This is a genomic window from Mycobacterium sp. E787, from assembly GCF_001668725.1.
GTDB lineage: Bacteria > Actinomycetota > Actinomycetes > Mycobacteriales > Mycobacteriaceae > Mycobacterium.
In genome coordinates, this window is the sequence record NZ_LZKL01000085.1 from 22,756 (window position 1) to 48,861 (window position 26,106).

Genomic DNA, 26,106 nt, shown 5'->3' on the forward strand with positions numbered 1-26,106 from the left:
GTCACCGGCAGCGATCATTGCCGCATGACCAGCATCGCGCCTCCGGATGCGGTGACGTCGGGAGTGTGGGACAAGGTGCTCATCGACGGGCACGCGTCTCTGGTCAGGGCCAGGCACGCGTTCCGCTACCTGCCCTCCGCGCCGCGATGCAAGCTCTGCAACAACCCCTTCGGCGGCCCCGTCGGCCGGGTGTTCGCCGCCGCCGGGTTCCGCCGCTCGCGCAAGAATCCCAACCTCTGCGAGCGATGCTGCGACGCGTTGCCGCGGGGCGGAGCGGAGGTCGACATCGCGGTGTTGTTCGCCGACGTCCGCGGCTCCACGGCGCTGGGCGACTTGCGGGCCGCCGCGGACTTCGCCGGCCTGCTCAACCGCTTCTACACCGCCGCGACGCAGACGCTGCTGCGCCACGACGCGGTGATCGACAAGCTCATCGGCGATGAGGTGATGGCGTTCTTCGTCCGGGGCATCAGCGGCCCCCACTATCGGCAACGGGCCGTCGAGGCGGGAAAAGACCTGCTCAACGCCGTCGGGCACGGCACACCGGGCGGTCCGTGGCTGAACGTCGGCGTCGCGGTGAACGCCGGCGTCGCATACGTCGGCAACGTCGGCGGGGCCGTGGTCGATTTCACCGCGCTCGGTAGTCCCGTCAACGCCGCAGCCCGGATGCAACAACACGCCGCCGGCGGTGAGTTGCTGGTCGCTGGGGGAGTCGCAGATGCACTCATGGCCGGCGCGCGGCGGCGCACACTGCATCTGCGGGGGCAATCGGCGCCGATTGACGTCTTCGTGGCTTCGGCGTAATGCCGTGAACCGGGCCCGCGGGATCGCGGGCCCGGTTCAGCGGGGTTGTCATCGCACGGCGGCCCCGGGCCGGGATCGCCGGTCCAGCACCCAGACGGTGGCCAGCGTGAGCACAACCGCGAACGAACCGAGCGCCATGAGGCTGGCGGCGGTACCCCCCTGGAAGGTGGCATGGTAGGCCGACATCGCCGGCAGCGTGGTGGTGTAGCGGTCCAGCCCCAGGTCGCGACCCAACGCGTCGAAGGCGTGTCGGTTCGACAGGACCAGGCTCATCAGGCGGCCCGGCGTGGCCATCTGGTCGACGGGGACGATGGCGCCGCCGAACAGAACCTGGGGGAAGCACAGCATCGGCAGGGCCAGGGCCGCCTGCGCGGCGTTGGAGACGGCGGCCGAGGCGAACAGGCCCAGGGCCAGTGCCGAGGTCGCTTCGATCACAATCGTCGCGAACAGCGCGGCGTACACGCCCCACCCGACGGCGGGAAGCCGACCCAGCGCGCGCAGCACCACCAGCAACACCGCGCTCACCCCCGCCAGAACCGGAAGCAGTGCCGTCACCTTCGATCCGACGTAGGCGCTCACGCTGAGGCCGGCCAGGCGTTCGCGCCGGAAAACGGCCATCTCGCCGACGATCTGGAGCAGGCCGTACGTCAGACCGAAGAAGAAGCCGTCGAAAGCGATCCAGAAAACCAGCTGCGCGGGGCCGGCGCCGGCCGCGCCGCCCGGATCGAACGCGCCGCGCTTGAACAACGTCGCCATCATGACCGTCACCAGCACCGGTGAGCCGAGCAGGATCGCCAGCGTCAGTCGGTTGCGGGCCAGGACGTCGACATTGCGCCGGGTCAGTAGCCACCATTGCCGGGCCATGCCCGGGCGCCTGACGTCGGGGCGGACGGCCGGTACGGGCCGCGGGTGTGAGCCGGGCCGGGTGGTCGAGTTCACCCGGCTTTCCGCGAATCGCTTCGCCCAGAGCTGCGGACTGTGCTCGCCCGCCAGCCGCTCGTACACCTCGGTGAGGTTCTCCACGCCGAAGTAGCGCCGCGCGGCGGCCGGACTGCCGGTGAATGCCAAGTGGCCGTCGCGAGCCAGGAAGACCACCCGGTCACACTGGTCGATCCCCGCCGGCTCGTGCGTCGTCAGAACGATCGTGATTCCGCGCTGGCTGAGCCGGCGCAACAAGCGCATCACGTCAGCCGCAGTGGAGGGATCGAGCCCGGAGGTGGGTTCGTCCAGGAAGAAAAGGTGCGGCCGGGTCAGCAGCTCCACGGCGATGCTGGCCCGCTTGCGTTGACCGCCGGACAGGGCGCGCACCGGCACGTCGGCCCGGTCGGCCAGGTCGAGGTCGTGCAGGGTCTCGTCGACGATCCGTTCCGCTTCCGCCGCAGTTGTGCCGGCGGGCAGCCGTAGCAGCGCCGCGTAGCGCAGCGTGCGGCGCAGGGGCATCTCCAGGTGGATGATGTCGTCCTGGGGTACGTAGCCGATCGCGGAGCCGGAGCTGATGCGGGGAGCGACGCCGTCGTGGCGAAGCTCTCCCACCGACGGCGGTTGCAGTCCGGCGAGGATTTCCAGCAAGGTGGTCTTGCCCGCACCGCTGCCGCCGGCGATGGCGACCAATTCTCCGGGCTCCACCGACAGCGACAGTTCATGGAGGATCTGCCGCCCACCCACGCGCCGGCCGACGCCGATCGCGTCGACGCGAACGCCGCCGGATGCTGATCGTCGCGTGCCGGTGGCCTCGGTAGTCGTTGCCCTGCATGTCGATTCGGTCATGATGTGGCCTCGGTGCTTTCCTCGAAGTGGCGTCGTCATGGCCGATCGTCGCCCTACCGCGTCCGCGTTCGCATGAGGCATCTGCCCCATCTGCCACCAGCTCGCGAAAACTAGTCAAAATTGACTAGTCGCCCGCCCCGCGAAATTGAGGCAAATGACCTATATCCCGCACCGTCCGCCCGGCGGAGACTTGGGTCATGAAGCGTTACTTGATCATTGGTTACGGCGCCGCAGCGTACCTGCTGTTCCTCGCGGCCTTCTTGTATCTCGTCGGTTTCCTGGCCAACCTCTGGGTGCCCCGATCCGTCGATCACGGGCTCCCCGCTCCGGTCGGCCAGGCGGTGCTGATCAACGTGTTGCTGGTAGGCGCGTTCGGTGTCCAGCACAGCGTCATGGCGCGGAAGTCGTTCAAGGCGTGGTGGACACGGTTGGTGCCGCGGTCCATAGAGCGCAGCACCTACGTGGTGCTGTCGAGCGCTGTGCTGATGCTGCTCTACTGGCAATGGCGCGACATGCCGGCCGTCATCTGGGATGTGCGGGACACGGCGGTGCGACCGGCGATATGGGCCGTGTTCTGGCTCGGCTGGGCGATCGCGCTGGCGTCGACCTTCATGATCAACCACTTCGACCTGTTCGGCCTGCGGCACGTGTTTCTGGCGTGGCGCGGAAAACCATACGCCGAGTTGGGTTTTCGCACCCACCTGTTCTACCGTTTGGTGCGCCACCCGCTCATGCTGGGATTCCTGATCGCATTCTGGGCGACACCCACGATGACGGCCGGGCACCTGCTGTTCTCGATCGCCATCACGGCCTACATCCTGGTCGCACTGCAGATCGAGGAGCGCAGCCTGGTCGCGGCGCTCGGCGATCAGTACCGCGACTACCAGCGCGACGTGCCGATGCTGGTACCGCTCAAGCGCGCGCCGCGCCGGCGCCCGGCCGAAGCCGTTGCCCAGCACTAATCCTCCAAGGCCCAAAAGCCCGCGAGCGTAACGCCATTGCGAATCCCGATGCGATTTTCCGCGGTGTCGTTACGCTCGCGGCAAGCGGTCCGCTTACGAAAAGCGCCGCCCGGCTGGTAAGCATGGACGGTATGGATGTCAAGGAGGTGTTGCTGCCGGGCGTCGGTCTCCGCTACGAGTTCACCAGCCACAACGGTGAGCGCATCGGGATCGTCGCACGCCGCGGCGGCGACTTCGACGTCGTCCTGTACGGCCCCGACGACCCCGACCGGGCCCGGCCGGTCTTTCACCTGACCGACGACGAGGCCGAGGCGGTGGCCCAGATCCTGGGTGCCCCGCGCATCGCCGAGCGGTTCACCGAGCTGTCCAGGGCGGTCACCGGACTCGAGACGGGACAGGTTCACATCGTCGCGGGTAGCCCGTTCGTGGGCCACCCGCTCGGCGACACCCGCGCCCGCACCCGCACCGGGGCGTCGATCGTCGCGATCGTGCGCGACGAGCAGGTGCTCGCCTCGCCCGGTCCGGCCGAAATGCTGCACGCGCGAGACGTTCTGATCGTGATCGGCACCGAAGACGGCATCGCCGGCGTCGAGCAGATCATCGACAAGGGCTGAGCCGATGCAGGTTTCGGGGGCGCTACTCTTTCAACTCGGCGCCCTCCTGGCCACGCTGGCCGTATTGGGCACCGTCGCAAGGCGTTTCGCGTTGTCACCGATACCCGTCTACCTGCTGGCGGGCCTCTCGCTGGGCAAGGGTGGCCTGCTCCCGGTCGCGGCGGCGGGCGAGTTCATCGAGACGGCGGCGCCCATCGGCATCGTGCTGTTGCTGCTGACCCTCGGCCTGGAATTCTCGGCGACCGAATTCGCCAGCAGCCTGCGCCACCACCTGCCGTCGGCCGGCGTCGACCTCGTCCTCAACGCCACACCCGGCGCCGTGGCCGGTTGGCTGCTGGGCCTGGACGGCGTGGCCATCCTGGCCCTGGCCGGGGTCACCTATATCTCCTCGTCGGGCGTGATCGCGCGCCTGGTGCAGGACCTCGGCAGGCTGGGCAACCGGGAGACGCCGGCGGTGCTGTCGGTGCTGGTGCTGGAGGACTTCGCGATGGCGGCGTACCTGCCGCTGTTCGCGGTCCTGGCGTCCGGCGGCGGCTGGGTGCAGGCGGTCGCCGGCATGGCGGCCGCCGTCGGTGCGCTGCTGGTGGCGTTCGCCGCGTCCTACCGCTGGGGCCACCACGTCGGCCGGCTGGTCGAACACCCCGATTCCGAGCAGCTGCTGCTGCGGGTCCTGGGGATCACCCTGATGGTGGCGGCCGTGGCGGAGGTCCTGCACGCGTCGGCGGCGGTCGGCGCGTTCCTCGTGGGGCTGACCCTGACCGGTGAGACGGCGAACCGGGCGCGCCGGGTGCTGGGCCCGCTGCGCGACCTGTTCGCCGCCATCTTCTTCCTGGCGATCGGCCTGTCGGTGGACCCGCATGAGCTGCTGCCGATGCTGCCGGTGGCGCTGGCCCTGGCCGCCGTCACCGCCGTGACGAAGGTGGTCACCGGGATGGTCGCCGCCCGGCGCGACGGCGTGGCGCGGCGCGGGCAGCTGCGCGCGGGCACCGCGCTGATCGCCAGGGGCGAGTTTTCGTTGATCATCATCGGCTTGGTCGGCGCCTCCATCCCCGCGGTGGCGGCGCTGGCGACGTCGTACGTCTTCGTGATGGCGATCGCCGGCCCGGCGCTGGCCCGTTACGTCGGCGGCTCCCGCCGGCCCTAGCCGATGTGTAGCGCCACCACCTGCCACTCGCCGGTGGGCGCCTGCTCCACCCGGCAGGCGATGGCATGGATGCGGTCCCCGCGGCTGTACGACCCGGCAACCTCGGCCGCGGTCTCCCGGTGCCCGGACGGTTGCAGCCGCATCCGGCGCAGCACCGCGGCGCCGGAGTGCCCGCGCGCGTGGCCGGTCGCCGAGCGGCCGATCGCCAGCACGGATTCCACCAGGCCGGGGGCCAGCATGGGCCGCAGCTGGGCGGCGGGGCGGCGACGGTCGATGACTTCCAGCACCCGGCGCAGGGCGGCATCGGCGAAGGCGCCCGCGGCACGCATCGGCGCGGAGGTCGGCGCCTGCGGTGGTGGTCGCCCCGTTTGGGTGGTGCGGGCCCGGCGGGGCGCACGGTGACGCGGGGAGGCGGGGGACGGCTGCCGGCACCGCCGCACGTCACTTCCGGGAGGCTCGTAGTCGACGACGGGCGTCACGGCGAAGACGGTCAAGGCGCACTCTCCAACTCGAACGGTCGCGTAAGAGCCTGCTGGAGAGTGGCAGACGCCGGTGGTCAGTGGTCATCATGGCACAGGTCGAGCGGGCGCGTATCCGCGCCGGCGGAGCCCACCCGCACCCGCGCCGAGCTCCGTCCCGGCGGGACGATTACGGTGGGCGGGTACATCAGTCCACTAAACGAACCGAGGGCGAGTTGATAAGAAGGACAACGCCGTAATGGTGGCCCGGCTGTCCCCCGCGGACGCCTCCTTCTATCGGCTAGAGAACACTGCCACCCCGATGTATGTCGGATCGCTGTCCATCCTGCAGCGACCGCGCGCCGGGTTGAGCTACGAGACGCTCCTGGCGACCGTGGAGAAGCGGCTGCCCCAGATCCCGCGCTACCGGCAGAAGGTCCGGGAGGTGGGCTTCCCGGGGGCCCGCCCGGTGTGGATCGACGACAACGACTTCGACATCACCTACCACGTGCGGCGCTCGGCCCTGCCCTCGCCGGGCAGCGATGAGCAGCTGCACGAGCTCGTCGCGCGGCTGGCCGCGCGGGCGCTGGACAAGTCGCGGCCGCTGTGGGAGATGTACCTGGTCGAGGGCCTGGCGAAAAACCGGGTCGCGCTGTACACCAAATCCCACCAGGCACTGATCAACGGCATGACCGCGCTGGAGATCGGCCATGTCATCGCCGACCGGACGCGGCGCCCGCCGCCGTTTCCCGAGGACATCTGGATACCGGAACGCGACCCCGGCAACACCCGGCTGGTCCTGGGCGCCGTCGGTGACTGGCTGGCGGGGCCGGGCACGCAGCTGCAGGCCGTCGGGTCCGCGGTGGCCGGCGCGGTCACGAACTACGGCGAGCTGCTCGACGCGGGCCGCCGCGTCGTCGACATCGCGCGCGCGGTGGCGCGGGGCAACCCGCCCAGCAGCCCGCTCAACGCCACCGTGTCGCGGCACCGGCGGTTCGCGGTCGCTCACGGCAGCCTCGAGGACTACCGCGCCGTCCGCGCGCGCTACGACTGCGACATCAACGACGTGGTGCTCGCCGTCATCGCCGGCGCGCTGGGCAACTGGCTGCTGTCCCGCGGGGTGGCGGTGTCGCCCACCGCGACGATCCGCGCGATGGCGCCGCTGTCGGTGTATGCCGACGACCACCTCGACGCGTCCGGGCCCGGCCAGACGATGAGTCAGGTCACGCCTTTCCTGGTGGATCTGCCGGTGGGGGAGGCGAATCCGGTGGTGCGGCTGTCGCAGATCGCCCACGCCACCGAGTCGAATGCCACGTCGGCCAGCCTGGTCGACGCGCAGACCATCGTCACCCTCTCGGGTTTCGCGCCGCCCACCCTGCACGCCATGGGCATCCGGGTCGCCACCAGCTTCCCGAGCTTTTCCAAGCTGACGTTCAACCTCTTGATCACCAATGCGCCGGGCGCCCAGTCGCAGATGTATATCGCGGGCACCAAACTGCTGGAGACCTACGCCGTCCCGCCGCTGTTGCCCAACCAGGCCTTGGCGATCAGCGTGACGTCCTACAACGGCATGCTGTATTTCGGGATCAACGCCGACCGCGAAGCGATGAGCGACGTCGACCTGCTGCCGGGCCTGTTGAAGCAGTCCCTCGAGGAACTTCTGGAAGCTTCCCGCTAGTTAGTCGGGGTGAAAATCGGTGCCCGGTTCTATGATTCGTAATTGTGAGCACCGCGACAAATGACGGCAAGCCGAGCGAAAGCAAATCGACCGCGCCGCCCGCACACCGAATTTCCAATGCCGTCTACGGGGCCGAATTGTTCCGGCTGCAAACGGAATTCGTGAAATTGCAGGAGTGGCTGCGGCACACCGGCGCGCGTCTGGTGATCATCTTCGAAGGCCGCGACGGGGCGGGCAAAGGCGGAACCATCAAACGCATCACCGAATACCTGAACCCCCGGGTCGCCCGCATCGCGGCGTTGCCCGCCCCGAGCGATCGCGAACGCGGCCAGTGGTACTACCAGCGCTACATCGCCCACCTGCCCGCGAAGGGCGAGATCGTGCTCTTCGACCGGTCCTGGTACAACCGCGCCGGCGTGGAGCGGGTGATGGGATTCTGCACGGCGCAGGAGTATGTGCTGTTTTTGCGGCAGACGCCGATCTTCGAGCAGATGCTGATCGACGACGGGATTCTGTTGCGCAAGTATTGGTTTTCCGTGTCCGAGGACGAACAGCTGCGCCGGTTCCGCGCGCGGCTGAATGACCCTGTCCGGCAATGGAAACTCAGCCCGATGGACATGGAATCGTTGTATCGGTGGGAGGACTATTCGCGCGCCAAGGACGAGATGATGGTGCACACCGACACCCCGATCAGCCCTTGGTATGTCGTGGAATCCGACATCAAGAAGCACGCGCGGCTGAACATGATGGCCCACCTGCTGTCGACGATCGAGTATCACGACGTGGAGCGGCCCAAGGTCAAACTGCCCAAGCACCCGGTGGTGAGCGCGAACTATCAGCGGCCGCCGCGTGAGCTGTCGAAGTACGTCGACGACCATGCGGCCACGTTGATCGAGAAGAAATGATCCAGGTTTACATCCCGGCCACCTTGGAGATGTTGCAGCAGCTGATCACCGACGGATCCCTGTGGCCGGTCAACGGCACCGCGTTCGCGGTGACGCCGGCGTTGCGCGAGGCCTACGCGGAGGGCGACGACGACGAGCTCGCCGACGTGGCGCTGCGCGAAGCGGCGCTCGCGTCGCTGCGCCTGCTGGCCGCCCAAGAGGACCACCATGCGCAGGAAGGCCAGGCCGGTCTGCCACCCCGGCGGGCGGTGCTGGCCGCCGAGGTCGACTGGGGTGAATCCGGGGCCAGGTACCGCCCCGATCTCGACGACGCCGTCGTCAGACTGGCCGCCCCGGTCACGATCGAACAGGTGGTCGCGGCCTACGTCGACAACGCCGCCGCCGAGCCGGACGTCACCAGGGCGATCGAGGTGATCGACGACGCCGACCTGGGCGACGAGGACGCCGAGCTGGTCGTCGGCGATGCCTTGGACCACGACCTCGCCTGGTACGCGAACCAGGAGCTGCCGTTCCTGCTCGACCTGCTGTGACCCGCCCGATGTGACGCAATCCTGGCGCGCGCGTCTGGCTGCGCCGACGTAACCTACGGTACCGTAGCCTTTGTGAGGGGCGTCGTGAGCAGGAGTTTCGGATGAGCAAGAAATACGCGCCGATCACCGCGAATGTCGTCGACACCAAGCGCCCGGTCGTCGCCGGGGCGGACCGGCATCCCGGCTGGCACGCGCTGCGCAAACTGGCAGCCCGCATTACCACGCCGCTGCTGCCCGACGACTACCTGCGCCTGGCCAACCCGCTGTGGTCCGCCCGCGAATTGCGCGGCCGCATCGTCGAGGTGCGCCGCGAGACCGAAGATTCCGCGACGCTGGTGATCAAGCCGGGCTGGGGCTTCAGCTTCGACTACCAGCCGGGCCAGTACATCGGGATCGGGCTGCTGGTCGACGGGCGCTGGCGCTGGCGGTCGTATTCGCTGACGTCGAGCCCGGCCGAGACCTCAGCCGCGCCGCGCACGGTGACCATCACCGTCAAGGCGATGCCCGAAGGCTTTTTGTCCACCCACCTGGTGGCCGGCGTGGAGCCGGGCACCATCGTGCGGCTGGCCGCGCCGCAGGGCAACTTCGTCCTGCCCGATCCGGCGCCGCCGAAGATCCTGTTCCTGACCGCGGGGTCCGGGATCACGCCGGTGATGTCGATGCTGCGAACGTTGGTGCGGCGCAACCAAATCGGTGACATCACCCACCTGCATTCGGCGCCCACCGAATCCGACGTCATGTTCGGCGCCGAGCTGGCCGCGCTGGCCGCCAACCAGCCGGGCTATCGCCTGCAGGTGCGCGAGACCCGCAGGCAGGGCCGGCTGGATCTCGCCACGCTGGACCACGAGGTGCCGGACTGGCGCGAGCGCCAGACCTGGGCGTGCGGGCCGGAGGGCATGCTCGCCGCGGCCCAGAAGGTGTGGTCGTCGGCCGGCATCGGCGACCGGCTGCACCTGGAGCGATTCGCGGTATCCAAGGCGGCGCCCGCCGGAGCCGGCGGGACGGTCACGTTCGCGCGCAGCGGGCGCGCCGTTGCCGCGGACGCGGCGACCTCGTTGATGGACGCCGGGGAAGGCGCCGGTGTGCAGATGCCCTTCGGCTGCCGGATGGGCATCTGCCAATCGTGCGTCGTCAGCCTGGTGGACGGCCACGTCCGGGACCTGAGGACCGGCGCGGAGCACGAGCCCGGCACGCGAATCCAGACGTGTGTGTCGGCCGCCTCCGGGGATTGTGTGCTCGACATCTAAAGGCTACTCACAGGTAACCTACGCCTTCGTAGGTTACGATAACGTAGGTAAGTGACCGGACAACGACCGCAGGGAGAAGAAAGACGATGGCGATCACCGACGTCGACGTATTCGCCCATCTGACGGACGCCGACATCGAAAGCCTGGCCGTTGAGCTCGACGCGATCCGCCAGGACATCGAAGACTCACGCGGGGCGCGCGACGCCCGCTACATCCGTCGCACCATCGCCGCGCAGCGCGCGCTCGAGGTGGCCGGCCGGCTGCTGCTGGCCGCCAGTTCCCGCCGTTCGGCGTGGTGGGCCGGGACCGTCACATTGGGCGTGGCCAAGATCATCGAGAACATGGAGATCGGCCACAACGTCATGCACGGCCAGTGGGACTGGATGAACGACCCCGAGATCCACTCCTCGACGTGGGAGTGGGACATGAGCGGGTCGTCCAAGCACTGGCGCTACACCCACAACTTCGTCCATCACAAGTACACCAACATCCTCGGGATGGACGACGACGTCGGCTACGGCCTGCTGCGGGTCACCCGCGACCAGCGCTGGAAGCGCTTCAACATGTTCAACCTGCTGTACAACACCCTGCTGGCGCTCGGGTTCGAATGGGGCGTCGGCCTCCAGCACGTGGAGCTCGGCAAGATCGCCAAGAAACGTATGGACAACGACGACGCCCGGCAGCGGGTCGACGAGTTCCTGGCCAAGGCGGGCCGCCAGGTGCTCAAGGATTACGTCGCGTTCCCGGCGCTGACCGCGCTGTCGCCCGGCGCGACCTACCGGTCGACGCTGACGGCCAACGCGACCGCCAACGTGATCCGCAACGTGTGGGCCAACGCCGTCATCTTCTGCGGGCACTTCCCCGATGGCGCGGAGAAATTCACCAAGACCGACATGATCGGCGAAACCAAGGGCCAGTGGTACCTGCGCCAGATGCTCGGCAGCGCCAACTTCGAAGCCGGTCCGGCGCTGCGGTTCATGAGCGGCAACCTCTGCCACCAGATCGAGCACCACCTGTACCCCGACCTGCCCAGCAACCGGTTGCACGAGATCTCGGTGCGGGTCCGCGCGCTCTGCGACAAGTACGACCTGCCCTACACCACCGGCTCTTTCCTGCTGCAGTACGGCAAGACGTGGCGCACCCTGGCCAAGCTGTCGTTGCCGAACAAATACCTGCGCGACGACGCCGACGACGCGCCGGAGACGCGTAGCGAGCGGATGTTCGCCGAACTGGAGCCGGGTTTCGCGGGCACCGACCCGCAGACCGGCCGGCGGCGCGGCCTCAAGACCGCCATCGCGACCGTGCGTGGCTGGCGGCGCGCCAAGCGCGCCAAAAGGCAAGGCGCGCAGGCGGACTCCGCCGACCTGGCGGCCTGAAACATCCGACCGTCCCGCGCGCCGCATCGCCTGGGCTACCCTCGACAAGGTACGAGGAGAGGTGCGCGATGCTTGCAGCGTTCGGATTCGAAGCCCTCGGTCTGGTCGTCGGCGACATGTACTTCGTCGACCCTCGCCCGCTCGAAGGTCAGGAAACCCCGGAACGGGGAGTCAGGCTGGAACTTCGGCTGATCGAGCGGGACGAGCCCCGTGGCTCCATCTACGCCGGCGTCCCGATCACCTTCGCGCGCCCGGTGTGGCGGGTGGACCTGTTCGGGTCCACCGAGAGCCCGCCCGGGACGCTGGACCGGGCCCATCACCATCCCCGTTTCGACGGGTGGGAGCCCGGGCGCCGGCATTTCGTCCCCGAGCTGTCCGCCGACCCGGTGGGCTGGCTGGCCGGCCAGCTGGCCGACCCGGCCGCCGTGCTGGCCCGGGCGGGCGTCGACCCCGACGAGGTTCCCGAAGCCGATAAGGCCGGGCTCGCAGCGGCGGCCCCGGAGATCGTCGCCGCGGTGAAGCGCATGCTCGACGGCGTGCGGGTCGGCGAGTTAGCCCCGTCGCCACCCGAGCCGGTCGCCGCGGCCCGCACCGGCTGGCTCTGATTTCGCCCGGTGGCTTGTCCCGCGCCTTTAGTCGATGAGGTACTCCTCGGTCATTTCCGGGTCGGCGCGGAGAGGGTGCTCGAAAGTGCGAACGTTGGCGCCGTCTGCCATGCGGCGCTCCCAGTGGTCGTCCATCAGGGCGTTGACCTCCGAGATCTGATCCGGCGAGAGGTAGAACGCCTTGGCCTCGATCCGCCGGTACGCCTTGTAGAACTCTTCGGGGTGGACCGGATCGATGGCCGCCGCTTCCCGCAGCGCGGCGAGCAGGGCATCCCGCTCGCTGCGACGCATCCTGGGCCGCAGGTCCGGTAAGAGGTTGATCATGCCGTCCTCCGACACCAGCAGGATCACGGTCGGCATCCGCGCGTCTCGGGCATGAGCGAGGTACTTCACCGCGGAGTTGTACCGCGCGCCGCGGGAACGGTCACCCTCGCTGGTGGCGGTGCCGTCCAGGATGACCCCGATCGCGTGGCAATACCCGGACGGGTCGACGAGCACAGCGCCATCGATGCCGGTGACTTTTCCGACGAATTCCTGGTCCAGCCTTGTCGGTTCGATGGTCAGCGCCTGGCTTTCCAGCCGGGCTGCCTCTTCGGCGGCGCGTTCGGAGATGACAAGCATGGTTCCATGTGCGGCCCTGCTCGCCGCAGTGGCGAGGTCCCACAAAGCGCCGCCGTCGTATTGCTGGAACACCCGGCCGCAGAGGTCGTCGAGCCGTTCGGGGGGCAGTGGCTGGTCGGGCAGCCGCGCGGCTCCGAACTGCACGGTCACCAGCCGGACGCCGGCGTGGCTCAACTCCCAGATGCCGTCGCCGAGAACGACGACCTGGAAAACCGACTCGGACGTTTCGGGATAATCCGGCCGCTGCCGTCCGAATCCGTAAACCTCGTTGCCGTCGGTGAGCAGCGACTCGCCGTGGAAGCTGCTGGTCTCCAACAGCTTTCGGAGTGTTCGGGTCTCGCTGACGGGGACCGGGGAGCGAAGCGTCACCGAGCGGTCGATGTGCTCCGAGCGCGCGTCGGCGAGTAGCAGCGATCCGACGCCCACCCGCGTTTCGTACCGTGTTGTCGACACCCGGTTCAGCCCATCGAACAAGTCGGTCCAGGTGTCGTTGCCGGCCAACAAGGTGGCCGAACGGGTCAGGGCCCTGCCCGCCGCCCTCGCCACATCCGCGGGGTCGTGGCCGATGCTCAGCCCCGAGCCGGCGTGCGGTTCGTACAGTGCCCGCCTGCTCAGGCGAAGGATCTCGTCAACCGCGCCATGGACGAGCGATGGCGTGACGGGGTGGCCGCCCGCCGTCGTGGTTAGCAGGTGCGGGGTGCTGTGGTGCACTCGGTCGGGCAGTCCGATCGCCGCGAACACGAGGTGCTGCTCCACGGGTGCCGGCAGTCCTACGACCAACCGCAGACCCGGTCGAAGCTTCCCCTCGAGCACCTCACCGATGGCCGTGGTGTAGGCGCGGTGGCGCAGTTCCTGGTGCCGCTTCTCCCGCACCCCCGGCGAGCTGAATTCGGTTGTGGTTTCGCCGTTTTGGCGGTAGAGCTCGGCGGCCCGGTCAAACAGGCCGTCAAAGTCGGCCGGGACGATCAGCCCGTCCTCGGGCTCCACGCACAACGGATGGCCCGACCCCTTCTTCCTCGGCAGCCCGATCAGGAAGACCGTCGGCTCGGCGGATACGCCGAGCGCCTCCAGCGAACTGCGGAGCGCGATCTCCACAGAACCCCGGAATGGGCTCTGGAAGCCCCACATGAACCGATCGATGGCATCTGGCACCCCATAATGGTGCCTACATCCGTCCCCGTCGGTCCAGGGCAAAATTCGCACCGCGAGCGTTGGTCCACGCCTTGATCGCCTTGATGGCCGGCAGCGCGGGTGTGCATCGATTTTCGTTGCGGCGCTGAGCTGCTGCGCGCGGCCGGCAATGAGGTACGACTTCAGTCGCTCACTTCGACTCGGTTCGCCGCGCGAATTGCGGGGCGTGCTCGGGGAGCGGGCCGACGCCGACCGCGTAGGCGGGGATCACCGCCAGCGAGGGGATCCAGCCGAAAAGCCTTGCGGCGGCGTTGGTGATCAGGGGCGGCGGTGGCTTGATCTCGCCACGCAGGACGACCGGGATGAGGACTCGCCCTGCGGCCTGTTGCACCGCCTGGGTGATTGCCGCGGGGAGCTTCCGGCGCCGCTGGACCGCGGCCAGGTTCCGAGTGGTGAGCCGGTGGGCCAGCAGCGGGTCGGCCAGGATCCGTGCGGCGGCCACTGCGTCGGCGATCGCGAGGTTGATCCCGACCCCGCCGGCCGGGGACATGGCGTGGGCGGCGTCCCCGATGCACAACAGTCCCTTCCTGTACCAACGACGGAGCCGGTTCACCCGCACGTCGAGAACTTTGACGTCGTCCCACGATCTGAGGTTCTGCACCGAGGCCTCGGGCACCAATTCAGCTACCTGAGATCGGAAAGTGTCGAACCCGCGGGAGTGCAATTGTTGCTCACCCCCTTTGGGGAGGAAGCATCCGGCCTGGAAGTACCCTTCGCGCGGGATCAGCACCAAAGTCAGGCTGGGCGAAGTGCGCGGCGTCAGTTGAAATTTCACTTCGGTCTTGCGGTCGAGTCGAAACCACCCGACGTCGAACGGCACCGGGTACTCGCGCGCGGTCAATCCGGCCTCGCGGCGCACGGTCGACGTGCGGCCGTCGCAGCCCACGGTGAGGTCGGCGCGCAACTCTGCGGGCCCGTCGGGCCCGAGGTAGCGCACCCCGGTGATGGCGTCGCCGTCGCGCAGCAACCCGGTGACCTCGGTTTGCATCCGCAACGTGAACGTGGGTTCGTCCTTGCCCGCCTCGGCGAGCAGATCGAGGAAATCCCATTGCGGCACCAGCGCGATATAGCGATGGGGCAGGCGCAGGCGGCGGAAGTCGACCAAAGTGACCTGCCGTCCGTTGATGTCGAATTCGGCCTTCTCGAACTTGCTGTGCGGCAGGGCGTCGAAGCGGTGAAACAACCCGAGTTCGTCGAGCAAGCGCAGGGTGACCGGGTGCACCGTGTCACCGCGAAAGTCGCGGAGGAAGTCGGGGTGCTTCTCGAACACGGTGACCTCGACGCCGGCTCGGGCCAGCAGCAGCCCGAGGATCATTCCGGCGGGACCACCTCCGGCGATCGCGCAGGTGGTGGATTTCGGTTCGGTCATTGTGTTCTTCGCTTCCGACGGGCTTCGACAGGGCGGATCGCGTCGCGTCGTATCACATCACGGCTGGTGATGTCCCTGCTACCACCACAGGTCTCAGCCGCATCGCCCGGATGGACGGCGGCTACCCTGAATGCTCCGCAGAGAAGACGTCGATCGCCCGCACGGGCGCCAACATCACCAGCGGGATCTGCCGACTCGTCGACCTCTGATAGGCGAGGTACGGCGGGTAGAGGTGAGTCATGTACGCCCACACCTCGTGCCGTTCCTCGCCTTCGGGCTCGCGCCAGGTCGCCTCGAATGCCTGGGTGGCGATCTGAACGCCGATCGTGTTGCTCTGTAAGACATTCAAGTACCACTCCGGGTGCGCGTCGGCGCCACCCTTGGATGCGACGATCACGATCTCGCCGCCGACGTTGCCGTAGATCAGCGGTCTGACATAGCTCTTACCCGATTTGCGCCCGACAACCTCGATCAAGCAGTGCGTGGTCAGCTTGCGGCCCCCGAGCGCGCTCAGGTCCATGATGTGGCCTCGCGTGCCGCCGGAGGTCAGGTAGCTCTCGAGGTGCTCGCTGATCCAGTCACTGCGCTCCGCTCGGATCGCGGCCGCGTCGGCGTCGCTCATGGATGACTCCTCCCGTCAACGAGGCGAGGCCGCACGACCGCGCCTCCGTCCGCTGATTTTGCCAGGCTGACCATGCAACCATGTGCCGGCACGCGGCCGCGCAAGGACGTAGCCCGTGCCATAAGGGCTGGCCGATGCCGCTGGCATCGCCGTCACCGTTGGTGTTGGTCGGATCCGTGCCGTTTCGATTTGCCAGCCGGCAGGATCCAGCTAATCTAGCTGCAGCCGCGTGAGCGTCAGGGGGCTTGGAAATCCGTAGTCCACACCGAGGAGTCAACGAATGAAGAAGCCCGCTCGACTGACCGGCCCGCTGGCCGCCGTCCTGGGTGGTGTCGCCGTCGTCACGGCCCCGCTCGCGACTGCCGACTCGGCGGATGACGCTTACCTGTCGACGCTCAAGGACAAGGGCATCACCTGGCCGAGCGGCGCCGACCCGACGATGGTCCAGATCGGGCACGCGGTGTGCACCGACTGGTCCAAAGGGATGACCTTCGAGCAAACGCTCGCCGACGCGAAGTCGGGGATGCCACAATTAGCCGACACCTCCCTCGCCAAGATCATGGGTGCGGCGACGGGGGTTTACTGCCCGCAGTACTCGAGCAAATTCGACTGACGTTGCGCCGCAACAACGCGGATTGACGCGGCGACTCAGCGCGCGGGACCGTTCGGCGCCGCGCAGAGCCGGTCCAATGCCGCCCGGCTCTCGTCGTCCGCTGCGCGGCAGATCATCAACCGCTGGTCCGTATCCTGCAGGGGCGTGAGCACTTCGAAGTGAATCGCGAGCGCGCCGACGTCAGGATGCCGCATCGCCTTGCGCCCGCGGCCATTGACCTTGACCTCGCGCTCTGACCACAATCGCGCGAATTCGTCTTCGTGGGTGGTGAATTCGGTTATGAGGTCGGTCAAGGCCCGATCATCCGGATGGGCGGCCCAGGCGGCGCGCAGGTGGGCGACCCCCTCCCGCACGACACGGTCACGGTCGACGTAATACTCGCGGATCTCAGGATGCATCAGGCACAGCCACATCGCATTGCGCTGCGACGGCGGCAGGGTGTCGAAATCCACTAGCAGCCGTGCCATCTCGCCGTTCCAGGCCAGGATGTCGAAGCGATGGTTCATCAGCATGGCCGGCAGTGGCGACAGGTCGTCGACCAGCTGCGCCAGCGGGGGCGCCGCGGCGGTCGCCGGGCTGTGGGTGTTGCGCGGGCGCCGCCGGGCCAGGTCGAAGAGGTAGGCGCGTTCCTCGGCTCCCAGGCGCAACGCTCGGGCCAGCGCCTCGATCACGTCCGCGGAAGGCCGCAGCCCGCGGCCCTGTTCCAGCCGCACGATGTAGTCGATGCTCACCCCGGCCAGTTCGGCAACCTCTTCACGGCGCAGTCCCGGCGTCCGCCGGGACCGCCGCCGCAACGGCAGGCCGAAATCACGCGGGTCCAGCCGTTCCCGTCGGGCCCTAAGGAACGCGGCCATCTCCTGTGTCGTGTCCACGGTGCGGGTAGTCACGTGCGGTCCAACGGCCGGGGTGGGACTCCTGTTCCCAGGAACTTCTTTCCCTTACCCCCTGCCGGTTGCGGTGACAGCGTCGTTGTCGAAAGCGATCACGAGCATGGGAGGACACGATGTCGCTCACCCTGGACACCTATCGGCTGCTGGGCCGCTCCGGACTCCGGGTGTCACCGCTGGCGTTGGGGGCCGCGACCTTTGGCACCGAGTGGGGCTGGGGCGCCGAGCAGGACGAGGCGCGGAAGCTTTTCGAAGTCTATGTCGAGCGCGGTGGCAACTTCATCGACACCGCCAACACCTACACGGATGGCAGCTCCGAGCGTCTGCTGGGCGAATTTGTCGCACATAACCGCGAAAGCCTGGTGCTGGCAACGAAGTACAGTACGCTACGACGGCCCCGCGATCCGAATTCCGGCGGCGCTCATCGTAAGAGCCTGTTCGCTTCGGTGGAAGCCAGCCTGCGACAGCTGAATACGGACTACATCGATCTGCTTTATCTGCATGTGTGGGACTTCACAACACCGGCCGAGGAGATCCTGCGCGGCATGGACGATCTGGTCCGGCAGGGCAAGGTCTTGTACGTGGCGATCTCCAACGCTCCGGCCTGGCAGGTTTCCCGCATGCAGACGATCGCCGATCTGCGCGGCTGGTCCCCGCTGGTCGCGCTGCAGATCGAATACAACCTGATCGAGCGGACCGGCGAGCGAGACTTGATTCCCATGGCACGCGAGATGGGGTTGGGTGTCGTTCCGTATTCGCCGCTGGCCGGTGGGGTGCTCAGCGGCAAGTACAGCCTCGACGACCTGGCCGCGGCCGGCGTCGCTTCCGGCGACGGCACCCGGAAGAGCTTCAACCTCGCGCTGGGCACGCTGACGGAGCGCAACCTTGCCGTCGCTGACGTCGTCAAGGAGGTCGCGACCGAGCTGGGTCGCCCCCCAGCCCAGGTCGCGCTGGCCTGGACCCTGCAGAACCCGGGCGTGACGGCGCCGATCATCGGTGCCCGCACCGCCGCGCAGCTCGAGGACAACCTCGGCGCCCTGGAAGTGGATTTCGACGCCGCCCAACTGGCGCGCCTCGACGAGGCCAGCGCGATCGCACCGGGTTTTCCGCACGACATACTCGCCAGCGACCACCTCCGCACGGTGACCGCCGGCGAGCTGAAGATCGAAACCCGCCGCTGAGGCCGGGTTTCCTAGGCCAAACGCTCGATGATGGTGGCGTTGGCCATGCCGCCGCCCTCGCACATGGTCTGCAGGCCGTAGCGGCCGCCGCGCTGCTCCAAAGCGTTGACCAGCGTGGTCATGATGCGAGCGCCGCTGGCGCCCAACGGGTGTCCGATCGCGATGGCGCCGCCGTTGACGTTGGTCTTGGCCAGATCGGCCCCGGTGTCGTGCGCCCAGGCGAGCACGACGGGCGCGAACGCCTCGTTCACCTCGAACAGGTCGATGTCGGCCAGCGCCAGGCCGGCACGGCGCAACACCTTTTCGGTCGCCGGGATCACTCCGGTCAGCATGTACAGTGGGTCCGATCCCACCACGGTCGCGGTGTGAATCCGGGCCAGCGGGCGCAATCCCAGCCTCTTGGCGTTATCACTGGTGGTGATCATGACCGCGGCACTACCGTCGGAGAGCGGCGAGGAGTTTCCCGGCGTGATCTCCCAATTGATTTGCGGGAAGCGCTCTTTCATGGCGTCGCTGTAGAACGCCGGCTGCAGTGCGGCCAACGTTTCCACGGTGGTGGCGGGGCGGATGATCTCGTCGGTTTCCAGCCCGGCGATCGGGATCAGCTCGTTGTCGAAGAGCCCGTCCTTGGTTGCGCGGGCCGCCCTTTCATGGCTGGCCGCGGAAAACTCGTCGAGCTCGGTGCGCGAGAAGCCCCACTTCGCCGCGATCAGTTCGGCGCTGATGCCCTGGGGCACCAGTCCTTCGGGATACCGCGCCGCCATGTCGTTGCCGAAGGGGTTGCTGCCCGGCAACACCGAGCTGCCCATCACCACGCGGCTCATCGACTCCACGCCGCCGGCGACCACCAGGTCGTACGCACCGGCGATGACGCCCTGGGCGGCGAAGCTGATGGCCTGCTGGCTGCTGCCGCACTGCCGGTCGACGGTGGTGCCGGGGACCGACTCGGGGAATCCGGCGCCCAGCAGCGCGTTGCGGGCGATGTTGACGGCCTGGTCGCCGACCTGGGTGACGGCTCCGGCGATGACGTCGTCGACCTGCGCCGCGTCGACGCCGGTGCGGGCCACCAGTTCGCGCAGGCTGTGCGCCAGCAGGTCGGCGGGCAGCACGTCGTGCAGCGCGCCGCCGGCCTTGCCCTTGCCGACAGGGGTGCGGAGGGCACCGACGATGACGGCGTCGCGGCCTTGAACCATGGCTCCTCCTCGAGTCCAACGCTAGGTATGTCTAGCTGTACCCAGGTAAACATCTAGGTACACTAAAATCAACCCAGACCAGGAGGTGATCTACGTGACATTTCTGCAGGGCGTGCTGGCGGACCGCGAGAAATGGTCGGCGGTCGGGGAGTGCGCGATCGAGAAGACCATGGCGGTGGTCGGCACCAAGTCCGCGATGCTGATCATGCGCGAGGCCTATTACGGCACCACCCGGTTCGATGACTTCGCCCGCCGGGTCGGTATCACCAAGGCGGCCACGTCGGCGCGGCTGGCCGAACTGGTCGACCTCGGGCTGCTTCAGCGGCGGCCCTACCGCGAGCCCGGGCAGCGCGGCCGCGAGGAGTACGTGCTCACCGAGGCCGGCGTCGACTTCATGCCGGTGGTGTGGGCGATGTTCGAGTGGGGCCGACGCCATCTGCCGGGCAGCAACCGCCTGCGGCTCACCCACCTGGGCTGCGGCGCCGAGGCGGGCGTTGAAATCCGTTGCGCCGAGGGGCATCTGGTGCCGCCCGGCGAGCTGGGCATGCGGCTGGCCAAGTCTGGTTGAGCGCCACCGGTCGGCGCCGAGGGTGCGCAATTGTACGCCTTTTACGGCGTGTCGCCGTACAAACGCGCACGCTCGCCCCGTTTGTCAGGTCTGGTTGAGCACCCCGAGCAGCCGGCGCGCGGCGGCGACGCGGCGGACCGCGGCCCCCGACAGCGCGTCCAGCGCGCATTCGGGGTCGGCCGGCGGCCCCATGTGCCCGCACCCGCGCGGGCAGTCGCGAATCGCCTCGGCCAGATCCGAGAAGGCCATCAGCACGTCGTCGGGCTCGATGTGGGCCAGCCCGAAGGAGCGGATCCCGGGCGTGTCGATCACCCACCCGGAGCCCTCCAGCGGGAGCGCCACCGACTGGGTCGACGTGTGCCGCCCCCTGCCGATCTCCGTCACCTCGCCGACGGCCCGATCCGCCTCGGGCACAAGGCGATTCACCAGCGTCGATTTTCCGACCCCGGAATGGCCCAGTAGCACGGTGATCTGGCCTTCGAGCAGGTCGGCCACCGCCAGCAGGGGATCGTCGACGCCCGCGGCGACCACCGTCAGGTCCAGGTCCAGGAACTGCTTGGCGAACGGCTCCGGCGGGGCGAGGTCGGTCTTGGTCAGGCACAGGATCGGGGCCAGGCCGCCGGCGTAGGCGGCGATCAGCGCCCGGTCGACGAGCCCGGTGCGCGGCGGCGGGTCGGCGAGTGCGACCACGATCAGCAGCTGGTCGGCGTTGGCCACCACCACGCGCTCGCTGGGATCGGTGTCATCGGCGGTGCGGCGCAACACCGTTCGGCGCTCGCCGCGGCGCACGATGCGGGCCAGGGTGTCCGTCCGCCCGGACAGGTCGCCGACGAGGTCGACGTCGTCCCCGACGACGATCGGGGTGCGGCCCAGCTCGCGCGCCCGCATGGCGGTGACCCGGCGGGCGGGGTCGCCGCCCAGCACGCACCCCCAGCGCCCGCGATCGACGCTGACGACCATCGCCGCTTCGGCGTCGGCGTGCTCGGGACGCGTCTTGGTGCGCGGTCGCGTGCCCTTGCCGGAACGGACCTTGACGTCGGACTCGTCGTAGTCGCCGGGCCTCACATGCCGGGCTCCCCATCGGCCAACATGCGCGCCCACAGCTGCGGAAACTCCGGCAACGTCTTGCTGGTGGCGCCGATGTCGTCCACCTCGACCCCGGCGACCCGCAGCCCGACGATGGCGCCGGCCATCGCCATCCGATGGTCGGCGTACACGCGCCAGGTGCCCGGCCGCAGCGGCGTCGCGGTGATCACCAGGCCGTCGGGCGTTTCGGCGCAATTGCCGCCAAGGCGGTTGATCTCGGCGCTCAGCGCGGCGAGCCGATCGGTCTCGTGGCCCCGCAGGTGGGCGATGCCGGACAGGTGTGACACTGACCCGGGGGTCGCCAGCGCGGCCAGCGCCGCCACCGACGGTGTCAGCTCTCCGACGTCACGCAGGTCGACGTCAAAGCCGGGGTAGTCGGGTGCCCCCCGCACCTCCAGGTACGAATCAGTCCGTGTCACAACGGCATTCAGCTTGCTCAGCACGTGCAGGATGTTGTCGGCGGGCTGCACGCTGGTCGCGGGCCAGCCGGTGATGCGCACCTTTCCGCCGGTGACCACGGCCGCGGCGAGGAACGGGACGGCGTTGGTCAGGTCGGGCTCGACCTCCCAGTGCCGGGCCGCGACCGCGCCGGCGCGCACCCGCCAGCGGTTGGGGACGGAGTCGTCGACGTCGACGCCGGCCTGCCGCAGCATCACGGTCGTCATCGCGATGTGCGGCGCCGACGGCAGCTGCGATCCGGTGTGCTCGACGGTCAGGCCCTCGGCGAAGGATGCCGCGCACAACAGCAGGCCCGACACGAACTGCGACGACGCCGAGGCATCGATCGCCACGGTCCCGCCGGCGACCGCTCCGCTGCCCTGGACGCGGAACGGGAGACCGGTGCCGTCGATCTTCACGCCGAGGCCGCGCAGCGCGTCCAGCAGCGGCGCGATGGGCCGGGCCCGCGCTTGCTCGTCGCCGTCGAACTCCACGACCGTGTCGGCGAGCGCCGCCAACGGCGGCACGAAACGCAGGACCGTGCCGGCCAGGCCGCAATCCACGCGGGCGCCGGGGCCGGGTGAGATTTCGCCGCTGACGGTCAGGTCGGGTCCGGCCCCGTCGACGCGCAGGCCCAGGGTGCGCAGGGCCCCGATCATGAGGTCGGTGTCCCGGCTGCGCAGCGCCCCGGTGATGGTGGAGGTGCCACCGCCCTGCGCGGCCGCGAGCGCCGCCAGCACCAGGGCGCGGTTGGTTTGCGACTTCGAGCCCGCGACGGTCACGGTCGCGTGCACCGGTGCGGTGGCCTGTGGGGCGGTCCATGCGGTCACCGGTACATCATCGCCTGTTACCGCGTTCTGCAACCAATGGGAGTTTGTGCTCTGCCACCCAATGGGAGTTACGTGGCTCTGCCACCATGGAGCTATGTGTGGGCGGTTTGCGGTGACCACGGATCCGGCGAAGCTGGCGGAGAAGATCAAGGCGATCGACGAGGCGACCGGAACCGCGCCCAACGCCGGTGAGCCGAACTTCAACGTCGCACCGACAACGACGATCGCGACCGTGGTCACCCGGCATACCGAGCCCGACGACGACCCCACCCGCCGCGTCCGGCTCATGCGCTGGGGCCTGATCCCGCCCTGGGCCAAGGCCGACGCTGACGGCGCACCCGAGGGTAAGGGCCCGCTGCTGATCAACGCCCGCGCCGACAAGGTCACCAGCTCGCCCGCCTTCCGCTCGAGCGCCAAGTCGAAGCGGTGCCTGATACCGATGGACGGCTACTACGAATGGCGCGTCAATCCCGACGTCGATGGCAAGAAATCCCGGAAGACGCCGTTCTTCATGTACCGCGAGGATGGCGAGCCGCTGTTCATGGCCGGGCTCTGGTCGGTGTGGAAGCCCAACGACCAGAAAGACGCTCAGCCGCTGCTGAGTTGCACGATCATCACCACCGACGCGCCGGGTGAGCTCGCCGAAATCCACGACCGGATGCCGCTGGTGGTTGCGGACCGGGATTGGGACCGCTGGCTGAATCCCGACGCCCCGGTCGACGAGGAGCTGCTCGCCCGGACACCCGACGTGCACGGCATCCGGATGCGCGAGGTGTCGACACTGGTCAACAACGTGCGCAACAACGGGCCGGAGTTGCTCGAACCGGTCGGCGAGCAGTCGGAGCAGATGAAGCTGCTGTAGCGCTGATCGCTATGCCGCGTCGGGGCTGTGGTCTTCGTCTTCCTCGTCCCCGTCGTTGTGGAGGAGTTTTTCGGGGTGCCAGTAGGTGTTGGTTCTTGGTTGGCCGCGGTCGAGGTGGGGTGGTGGGATCCATTCGGTGTCGCCGTGTGTGTTTTTACGGGTGGTCCAGCCGTCGGGTTGGATGATGCGGTGTTGGGTGCCGCAGCCCAGGGTGAGGTTGTTGATGTCGGTGGCGCGGCAGACGGCGTAGCCGATGACGTGGTGGACTTCGCAGTAGTAGCCGGGCACGGTGCAGCCGGGGGCGCTGCAGCCGCGGTCTTTGGCGTAGAGGACGAGTCGTTGGGCCGGGGAGGCCAGGCGTTTGGTGTGATACAGCGCCAAGGGTTTGCCGTGGTCGAAGATGGCCAGGTAGTGCCGCGCGTGGCGGGACAGGCGGATGACGTCGCTCATGGGCAGCAGGGTGCCTCCGCCGGTCAGGGCGCTCCCGGCGGCGGCTTCGAGTTCAGCCAGGGTGGTGGTGGCGATGATCGAGACGGGCAGGCCGTTGTGCTGGCCCAGGTTGCCGGACATCAGCAGGGCGCGCAGCGCGGTGAGCAGCGCGTCGTGTTGGCGTTGGGCGCAGCTGCGGGTGTCGTTTTCGATGGCCTGTTGGCTCGGTGTGCCGTCCACGCACGGGGTGTCGTCGAGGGGGTTGCACATGCCGGGCGCGGCCAGCTTGGCCAGTACGGCTTCCAGGGTGGCGCGCAGTTCGGGGGTCAGCCAGCCGTGGAGTTCGGACATGCCGTCGGCGTGCTGGTTGCCCAACGTCAGCCCGCGGCGCCGCGCGCGGTCGTTGTCGGTGTAGGTGCCGTCGGGGTTGAGGCAGTCGGCCAGGGTTTCGGCCAGGGCGGCCAGTTGTTCGGGCCGGTACCGGGTGCCCTCTTTGGCCAGGCGGGCTTCGACGTGGCCGCGGGTGGCGGTGTCGATCCAGCCGGGCAGGCGGTGAAAGAATTTGCGGATCACCGCCACCTGCTCGGGACCGAGCGTGCCGTGGCGTTGGGCGGCGGCGGTGGCCGGCAGCACCGGCGGCAAGGGTTCGCCGGTCAGGCCGTGGCGTGGGCCCAGGTCGGCGGCCTGTTTGACCCGCCGCGCGGCTTCGGCGCGGCTGACCAGGGTGGCCTCGGCCAGCGCGTGCGACAGTGTGCCGCCCAACTCCGCGGGGCTGGCCTGGCGGCCCACGGCGTTGATCAGCGGGTGCTCCAGGGCCGGGATGCGCCGGCGCATCTTTTCGAAGCGCTCCAGCAACCCCAGCTGCTCGCGGGTGGTCAACGCCGTGCAGTCGAACCCGGCGACCGTGTCGAAGGCGGCATCCATCGCATCCAGCGCCGCCGTCAGCGCCTCGCGATCAACACCACCAGCCATAGCCCCGAAACTATTCGAGCCCACCGACAAAAACGGCTGACGTGAGACCACTGAAACCAAAGTGGCCCAAGTGAATTGGATTTTGTCTCCCCGGTGCAACTTTCGGCGCATCTTTGTCGCTCGGCGACGGATCCATGCATGCCAACGCGACCTAGGATGCGTGTGTGGCCCGCACCTACACCTACACGTTCGAGGACATCCAGAACCGCCCGGTGGCGGTGATCGGCGCGGGAACGCTGGGCCGCCGCATAGCGCTGATGTTCGCCAGCCGGGGCGGAACGGTCCGGATCTTCGCGCCCCGCGCCGAACAGCGCGCCGCCGCGATCCAATACGTGACCGAGACGCTGCCGAAGGTGTTGGCGCAGCGGGGTTTTGGTGACGTGGGCGGTGCGATCGGCGCGGGGTCGCTCGAAGAGGCATTGGATGACGCCTGGCTCGTCGTCGAATCCGTCCCCGAGAAGCTCGAGATCAAAAGGGCGACATGGGACCAGATCGACCAAGCGGCCCCGCCCGACACCATCTTCGGCACCAATTCGTCGTCGTACCCGTCGCGCCTGATGGCCGTCAGCGTGCGGGACAAGTCGCGCCTCTGCAACACCCACTTCTACATGCCGCCGGAGGCCAACGCCGTCGACCTGATGTCGGACGGTGAGACCGACCGTGGGCTGCTCGACACGCTGCTGACGGTGCTGCCCGAGTTCGGCGTCTTTCCCTTCGAGGCGCGCAAGGAGTGCACCGGCTTCATCTTCAATCGGGTCTGGGCGGCGATCAAGCGTGAGTGTCTGGCCGTGGTTGCGGAGGGCGTGGCCCGCCCGGAGGACGTCGACGGGATGTTCAAGGTCAACTGGGGGGTGCCGGCCGGGCCGTTCCAGATGATGGATCTCGTCGGCCTCGACGTCGTTCTGGACATCGAAAACCACTACGCCGAGGAGTTCCCGCACCTACCGGAACACGTGCGGGAGCTGCTGCAGAGCTATGTCGACGCCGGCAAGCTCGGCGTCAAGACCGGCCAGGGCTTCTACACGTATTGACCTGGCGCTCAGTTGCTCGGGACCAAACGCCACATACCGGCGGCCGTGCGGTCCGGGACACGCCAGAAGTTGTTCCAGTTTCCCTGCGTCGGTGTCGGCCGGTCCATTCCATCGTCGCGAGTCGAC

25 protein-coding genes are annotated in these 26,106 nt (G+C 68.5%); 15 read left to right on the forward strand and 10 right to left on the reverse strand.

Annotated features, from left to right (window positions below):
* Positions 1 to 24: 24 nt before the first annotated feature.
* On the forward strand, positions 25 to 801 hold the full coding sequence (locus A5705_RS16630; RefSeq protein ID WP_067883035.1) for an adenylate/guanylate cyclase domain-containing protein: 777 nt from the start codon (positions 25 to 27) through the stop codon (positions 799 to 801).
* A 48-nt stretch (positions 802 to 849) separates the two neighbouring features.
* Here the strand turns inward: A5705_RS16630 and A5705_RS16635 are convergent, their stop codons facing one another.
* Positions 850 to 2,568 (reverse strand): ATP-binding cassette domain-containing protein, encoded by a 1,719-nt coding sequence (locus A5705_RS16635; protein WP_082956516.1) that lies wholly within the window; start codon positions 2,566 to 2,568, stop codon positions 850 to 852.
* Positions 2,569 to 2,765: 197 nt separating this feature from the next.
* Between A5705_RS16635 and mddA the strand changes: the two genes are divergently transcribed.
* From mddA to A5705_RS16650, 3 genes are all read left to right on the forward strand, one after another.
* On the forward strand, positions 2,766 to 3,530 hold the full coding sequence (mddA, locus tag A5705_RS16640) for a methanethiol S-methyltransferase (protein ID WP_068278679.1): 765 nt from the start codon (positions 2,766 to 2,768) through the stop codon (positions 3,528 to 3,530).
* 131 nt (positions 3,531 to 3,661) lie between these two features.
* Positions 3,662 to 4,144 carry a cation:proton antiporter regulatory subunit gene (locus A5705_RS16645; RefSeq protein WP_067883037.1) on the forward strand — a complete coding sequence of 161 codons (483 nt, stop codon included), beginning with the start codon at positions 3,662 to 3,664 and terminating at the stop codon, positions 4,142 to 4,144.
* 4 nt (positions 4,145 to 4,148) lie between these two features.
* On the forward strand, positions 4,149 to 5,288 hold the full coding sequence (locus A5705_RS16650) for a cation:proton antiporter (protein WP_068278681.1): 1,140 nt from the start codon (positions 4,149 to 4,151) through the stop codon (positions 5,286 to 5,288).
* On the opposite strand, the gene A5705_RS16655 is transcribed toward A5705_RS16650, so the two are convergent.
* Positions 5,285 to 5,782: an Rv3235 family protein gene (locus A5705_RS16655; protein WP_068278683.1), complete on the reverse strand. Its 498-nt coding sequence runs from the start codon at positions 5,780 to 5,782 to the stop codon at positions 5,285 to 5,287. The genes A5705_RS16650 and A5705_RS16655 overlap by 4 nt on opposite strands.
* Positions 5,783 to 6,005: 223 nt before the next feature.
* On the opposite strand from A5705_RS16655, the gene A5705_RS16660 reads away from it, so the two are divergent.
* The 6 genes from A5705_RS16660 to A5705_RS16685 all read left to right on the forward strand — a co-directional run bounded on the left by A5705_RS16660 (position 6,006) and on the right by A5705_RS16685 (position 12,087).
* Positions 6,006 to 7,424, forward strand: coding sequence for a wax ester/triacylglycerol synthase family O-acyltransferase (locus A5705_RS16660; RefSeq protein WP_067883040.1), 1,419 nt, complete (start codon positions 6,006 to 6,008; stop codon positions 7,422 to 7,424).
* Positions 7,425 to 7,468: 44 nt separating this feature from the next.
* The gene (gene ppk2, locus A5705_RS16665) at positions 7,469 to 8,329 is read left to right on the forward strand and encodes a polyphosphate kinase 2 (RefSeq protein WP_067883041.1); all 861 of its coding nucleotides are present in this window, start codon (positions 7,469 to 7,471) and stop codon (positions 8,327 to 8,329) included.
* Positions 8,326 to 8,859, forward strand: a complete 534-nt coding sequence (locus tag A5705_RS16670; RefSeq protein ID WP_067883042.1) for a hypothetical protein — start codon at positions 8,326 to 8,328, stop codon at positions 8,857 to 8,859. The genes ppk2 and A5705_RS16670 overlap by 4 nt, the downstream gene beginning before the upstream one ends.
* Before the next feature lie 101 nt (positions 8,860 to 8,960).
* Entirely contained in the window at positions 8,961 to 10,106 is a 1,146-nt protein-coding gene (locus A5705_RS16675) for a ferredoxin reductase (protein ID WP_068278685.1), read from the forward strand.
* 86 nt (positions 10,107 to 10,192) lie between these two features.
* Positions 10,193 to 11,482, forward strand: a complete 1,290-nt coding sequence (locus A5705_RS16680; RefSeq protein ID WP_068278687.1) for a fatty acid desaturase — start codon at positions 10,193 to 10,195, stop codon at positions 11,480 to 11,482.
* 68 nt (positions 11,483 to 11,550) lie between these two features.
* Positions 11,551 to 12,087, forward strand: coding sequence for a hypothetical protein (locus tag A5705_RS16685; protein WP_068278689.1), 537 nt, complete (start codon positions 11,551 to 11,553; stop codon positions 12,085 to 12,087).
* 27 nt (positions 12,088 to 12,114) lie between these two features.
* Here A5705_RS16685 and A5705_RS16690 read toward each other — a convergent pair whose 3' ends face one another.
* The 3 genes from A5705_RS16690 to A5705_RS16700 form a co-directional block, all read right to left on the reverse strand.
* Positions 12,115 to 13,860 (reverse strand): hypothetical protein, encoded by a 1,746-nt coding sequence (locus A5705_RS16690; RefSeq protein WP_156763144.1) that lies wholly within the window; start codon positions 13,858 to 13,860, stop codon positions 12,115 to 12,117.
* 169 nt (positions 13,861 to 14,029) lie between these two features.
* The gene (locus A5705_RS16695) at positions 14,030 to 15,268 is read right to left on the reverse strand and encodes an FAD-dependent oxidoreductase (protein WP_068278692.1); all 1,239 of its coding nucleotides are present in this window, start codon (positions 15,266 to 15,268) and stop codon (positions 14,030 to 14,032) included.
* Between the two features lie 121 nt (positions 15,269 to 15,389).
* A complete protein-coding gene (locus A5705_RS16700; RefSeq protein WP_067883048.1) occupies positions 15,390 to 15,890 on the reverse strand; it encodes a nitroreductase/quinone reductase family protein in 501 nt (166 codons plus the stop codon).
* A 280-nt stretch (positions 15,891 to 16,170) separates the two neighbouring features.
* Between A5705_RS16700 and A5705_RS16705 the strand changes: the two genes are divergently transcribed.
* Complete coding sequence (locus tag A5705_RS16705) at positions 16,171 to 16,503, forward strand: DUF732 domain-containing protein (protein ID WP_067883049.1); 333 nt, start codon at positions 16,171 to 16,173, stop codon at positions 16,501 to 16,503.
* A 35-nt stretch (positions 16,504 to 16,538) separates the two neighbouring features.
* On the opposite strand, the gene A5705_RS16710 is transcribed toward A5705_RS16705, so the two are convergent.
* Positions 16,539 to 17,357 carry a helix-turn-helix transcriptional regulator gene (locus A5705_RS16710; RefSeq protein WP_231964553.1) on the reverse strand — a complete coding sequence of 273 codons (819 nt, stop codon included), beginning with the start codon at positions 17,355 to 17,357 and terminating at the stop codon, positions 16,539 to 16,541.
* A gap of 149 nt (positions 17,358 to 17,506) precedes the next feature.
* Here A5705_RS16710 and A5705_RS16715 point away from each other — a divergent pair, with 149 nt between their 5' ends.
* Complete coding sequence (locus tag A5705_RS16715; RefSeq protein ID WP_068278694.1) at positions 17,507 to 18,571, forward strand: aldo/keto reductase; 1,065 nt, start codon at positions 17,507 to 17,509, stop codon at positions 18,569 to 18,571.
* An 11-nt stretch (positions 18,572 to 18,582) separates the two neighbouring features.
* Here the strand turns inward: A5705_RS16715 and A5705_RS16720 are convergent, their stop codons facing one another.
* Positions 18,583 to 19,764 (reverse strand): acetyl-CoA C-acyltransferase, encoded by a 1,182-nt coding sequence (locus tag A5705_RS16720; protein ID WP_067883052.1) that lies wholly within the window; start codon positions 19,762 to 19,764, stop codon positions 18,583 to 18,585.
* Positions 19,765 to 19,858: 94 nt separating this feature from the next.
* On the opposite strand from A5705_RS16720, the gene A5705_RS16725 reads away from it, so the two are divergent.
* Positions 19,859 to 20,332, forward strand: coding sequence for a helix-turn-helix domain-containing protein (locus tag A5705_RS16725; protein ID WP_068278736.1), 474 nt, complete (start codon positions 19,859 to 19,861; stop codon positions 20,330 to 20,332).
* 84 nt (positions 20,333 to 20,416) lie between these two features.
* Here A5705_RS16725 and rsgA read toward each other — a convergent pair whose 3' ends face one another.
* Together rsgA and aroA are read right to left on the reverse strand one after the other, a co-directional pair.
* Positions 20,417 to 21,397 carry a ribosome small subunit-dependent GTPase A gene (rsgA, locus tag A5705_RS16730; protein WP_068278696.1) on the reverse strand — a complete coding sequence of 327 codons (981 nt, stop codon included), beginning with the start codon at positions 21,395 to 21,397 and terminating at the stop codon, positions 20,417 to 20,419.
* The gene (aroA, locus tag A5705_RS16735) at positions 21,394 to 22,686 is read right to left on the reverse strand and encodes a 3-phosphoshikimate 1-carboxyvinyltransferase (protein ID WP_197521289.1); all 1,293 of its coding nucleotides are present in this window, start codon (positions 22,684 to 22,686) and stop codon (positions 21,394 to 21,396) included. Before aroA ends, rsgA begins: the two co-directional genes overlap by 4 nt.
* Positions 22,687 to 22,780: 94 nt before the next feature.
* Here aroA and A5705_RS16740 point away from each other — a divergent pair, with 94 nt between their 5' ends.
* Complete coding sequence (locus A5705_RS16740) at positions 22,781 to 23,548, forward strand: SOS response-associated peptidase (RefSeq protein WP_068278697.1); 768 nt, start codon at positions 22,781 to 22,783, stop codon at positions 23,546 to 23,548.
* 9 nt (positions 23,549 to 23,557) lie between these two features.
* On the opposite strand, the gene A5705_RS16745 is transcribed toward A5705_RS16740, so the two are convergent.
* On the reverse strand, positions 23,558 to 24,949 hold the full coding sequence (locus tag A5705_RS16745) for an HNH endonuclease signature motif containing protein (protein WP_067883055.1): 1,392 nt from the start codon (positions 24,947 to 24,949) through the stop codon (positions 23,558 to 23,560).
* A gap of 164 nt (positions 24,950 to 25,113) precedes the next feature.
* Between A5705_RS16745 and A5705_RS16750 the strand changes: the two genes are divergently transcribed.
* Positions 25,114 to 25,980 (forward strand): 3-hydroxyacyl-CoA dehydrogenase family protein, encoded by an 867-nt coding sequence (locus tag A5705_RS16750; protein ID WP_156763145.1) that lies wholly within the window; start codon positions 25,114 to 25,116, stop codon positions 25,978 to 25,980.
* Positions 25,981 to 26,106: the final 126 nt, after the last annotated feature.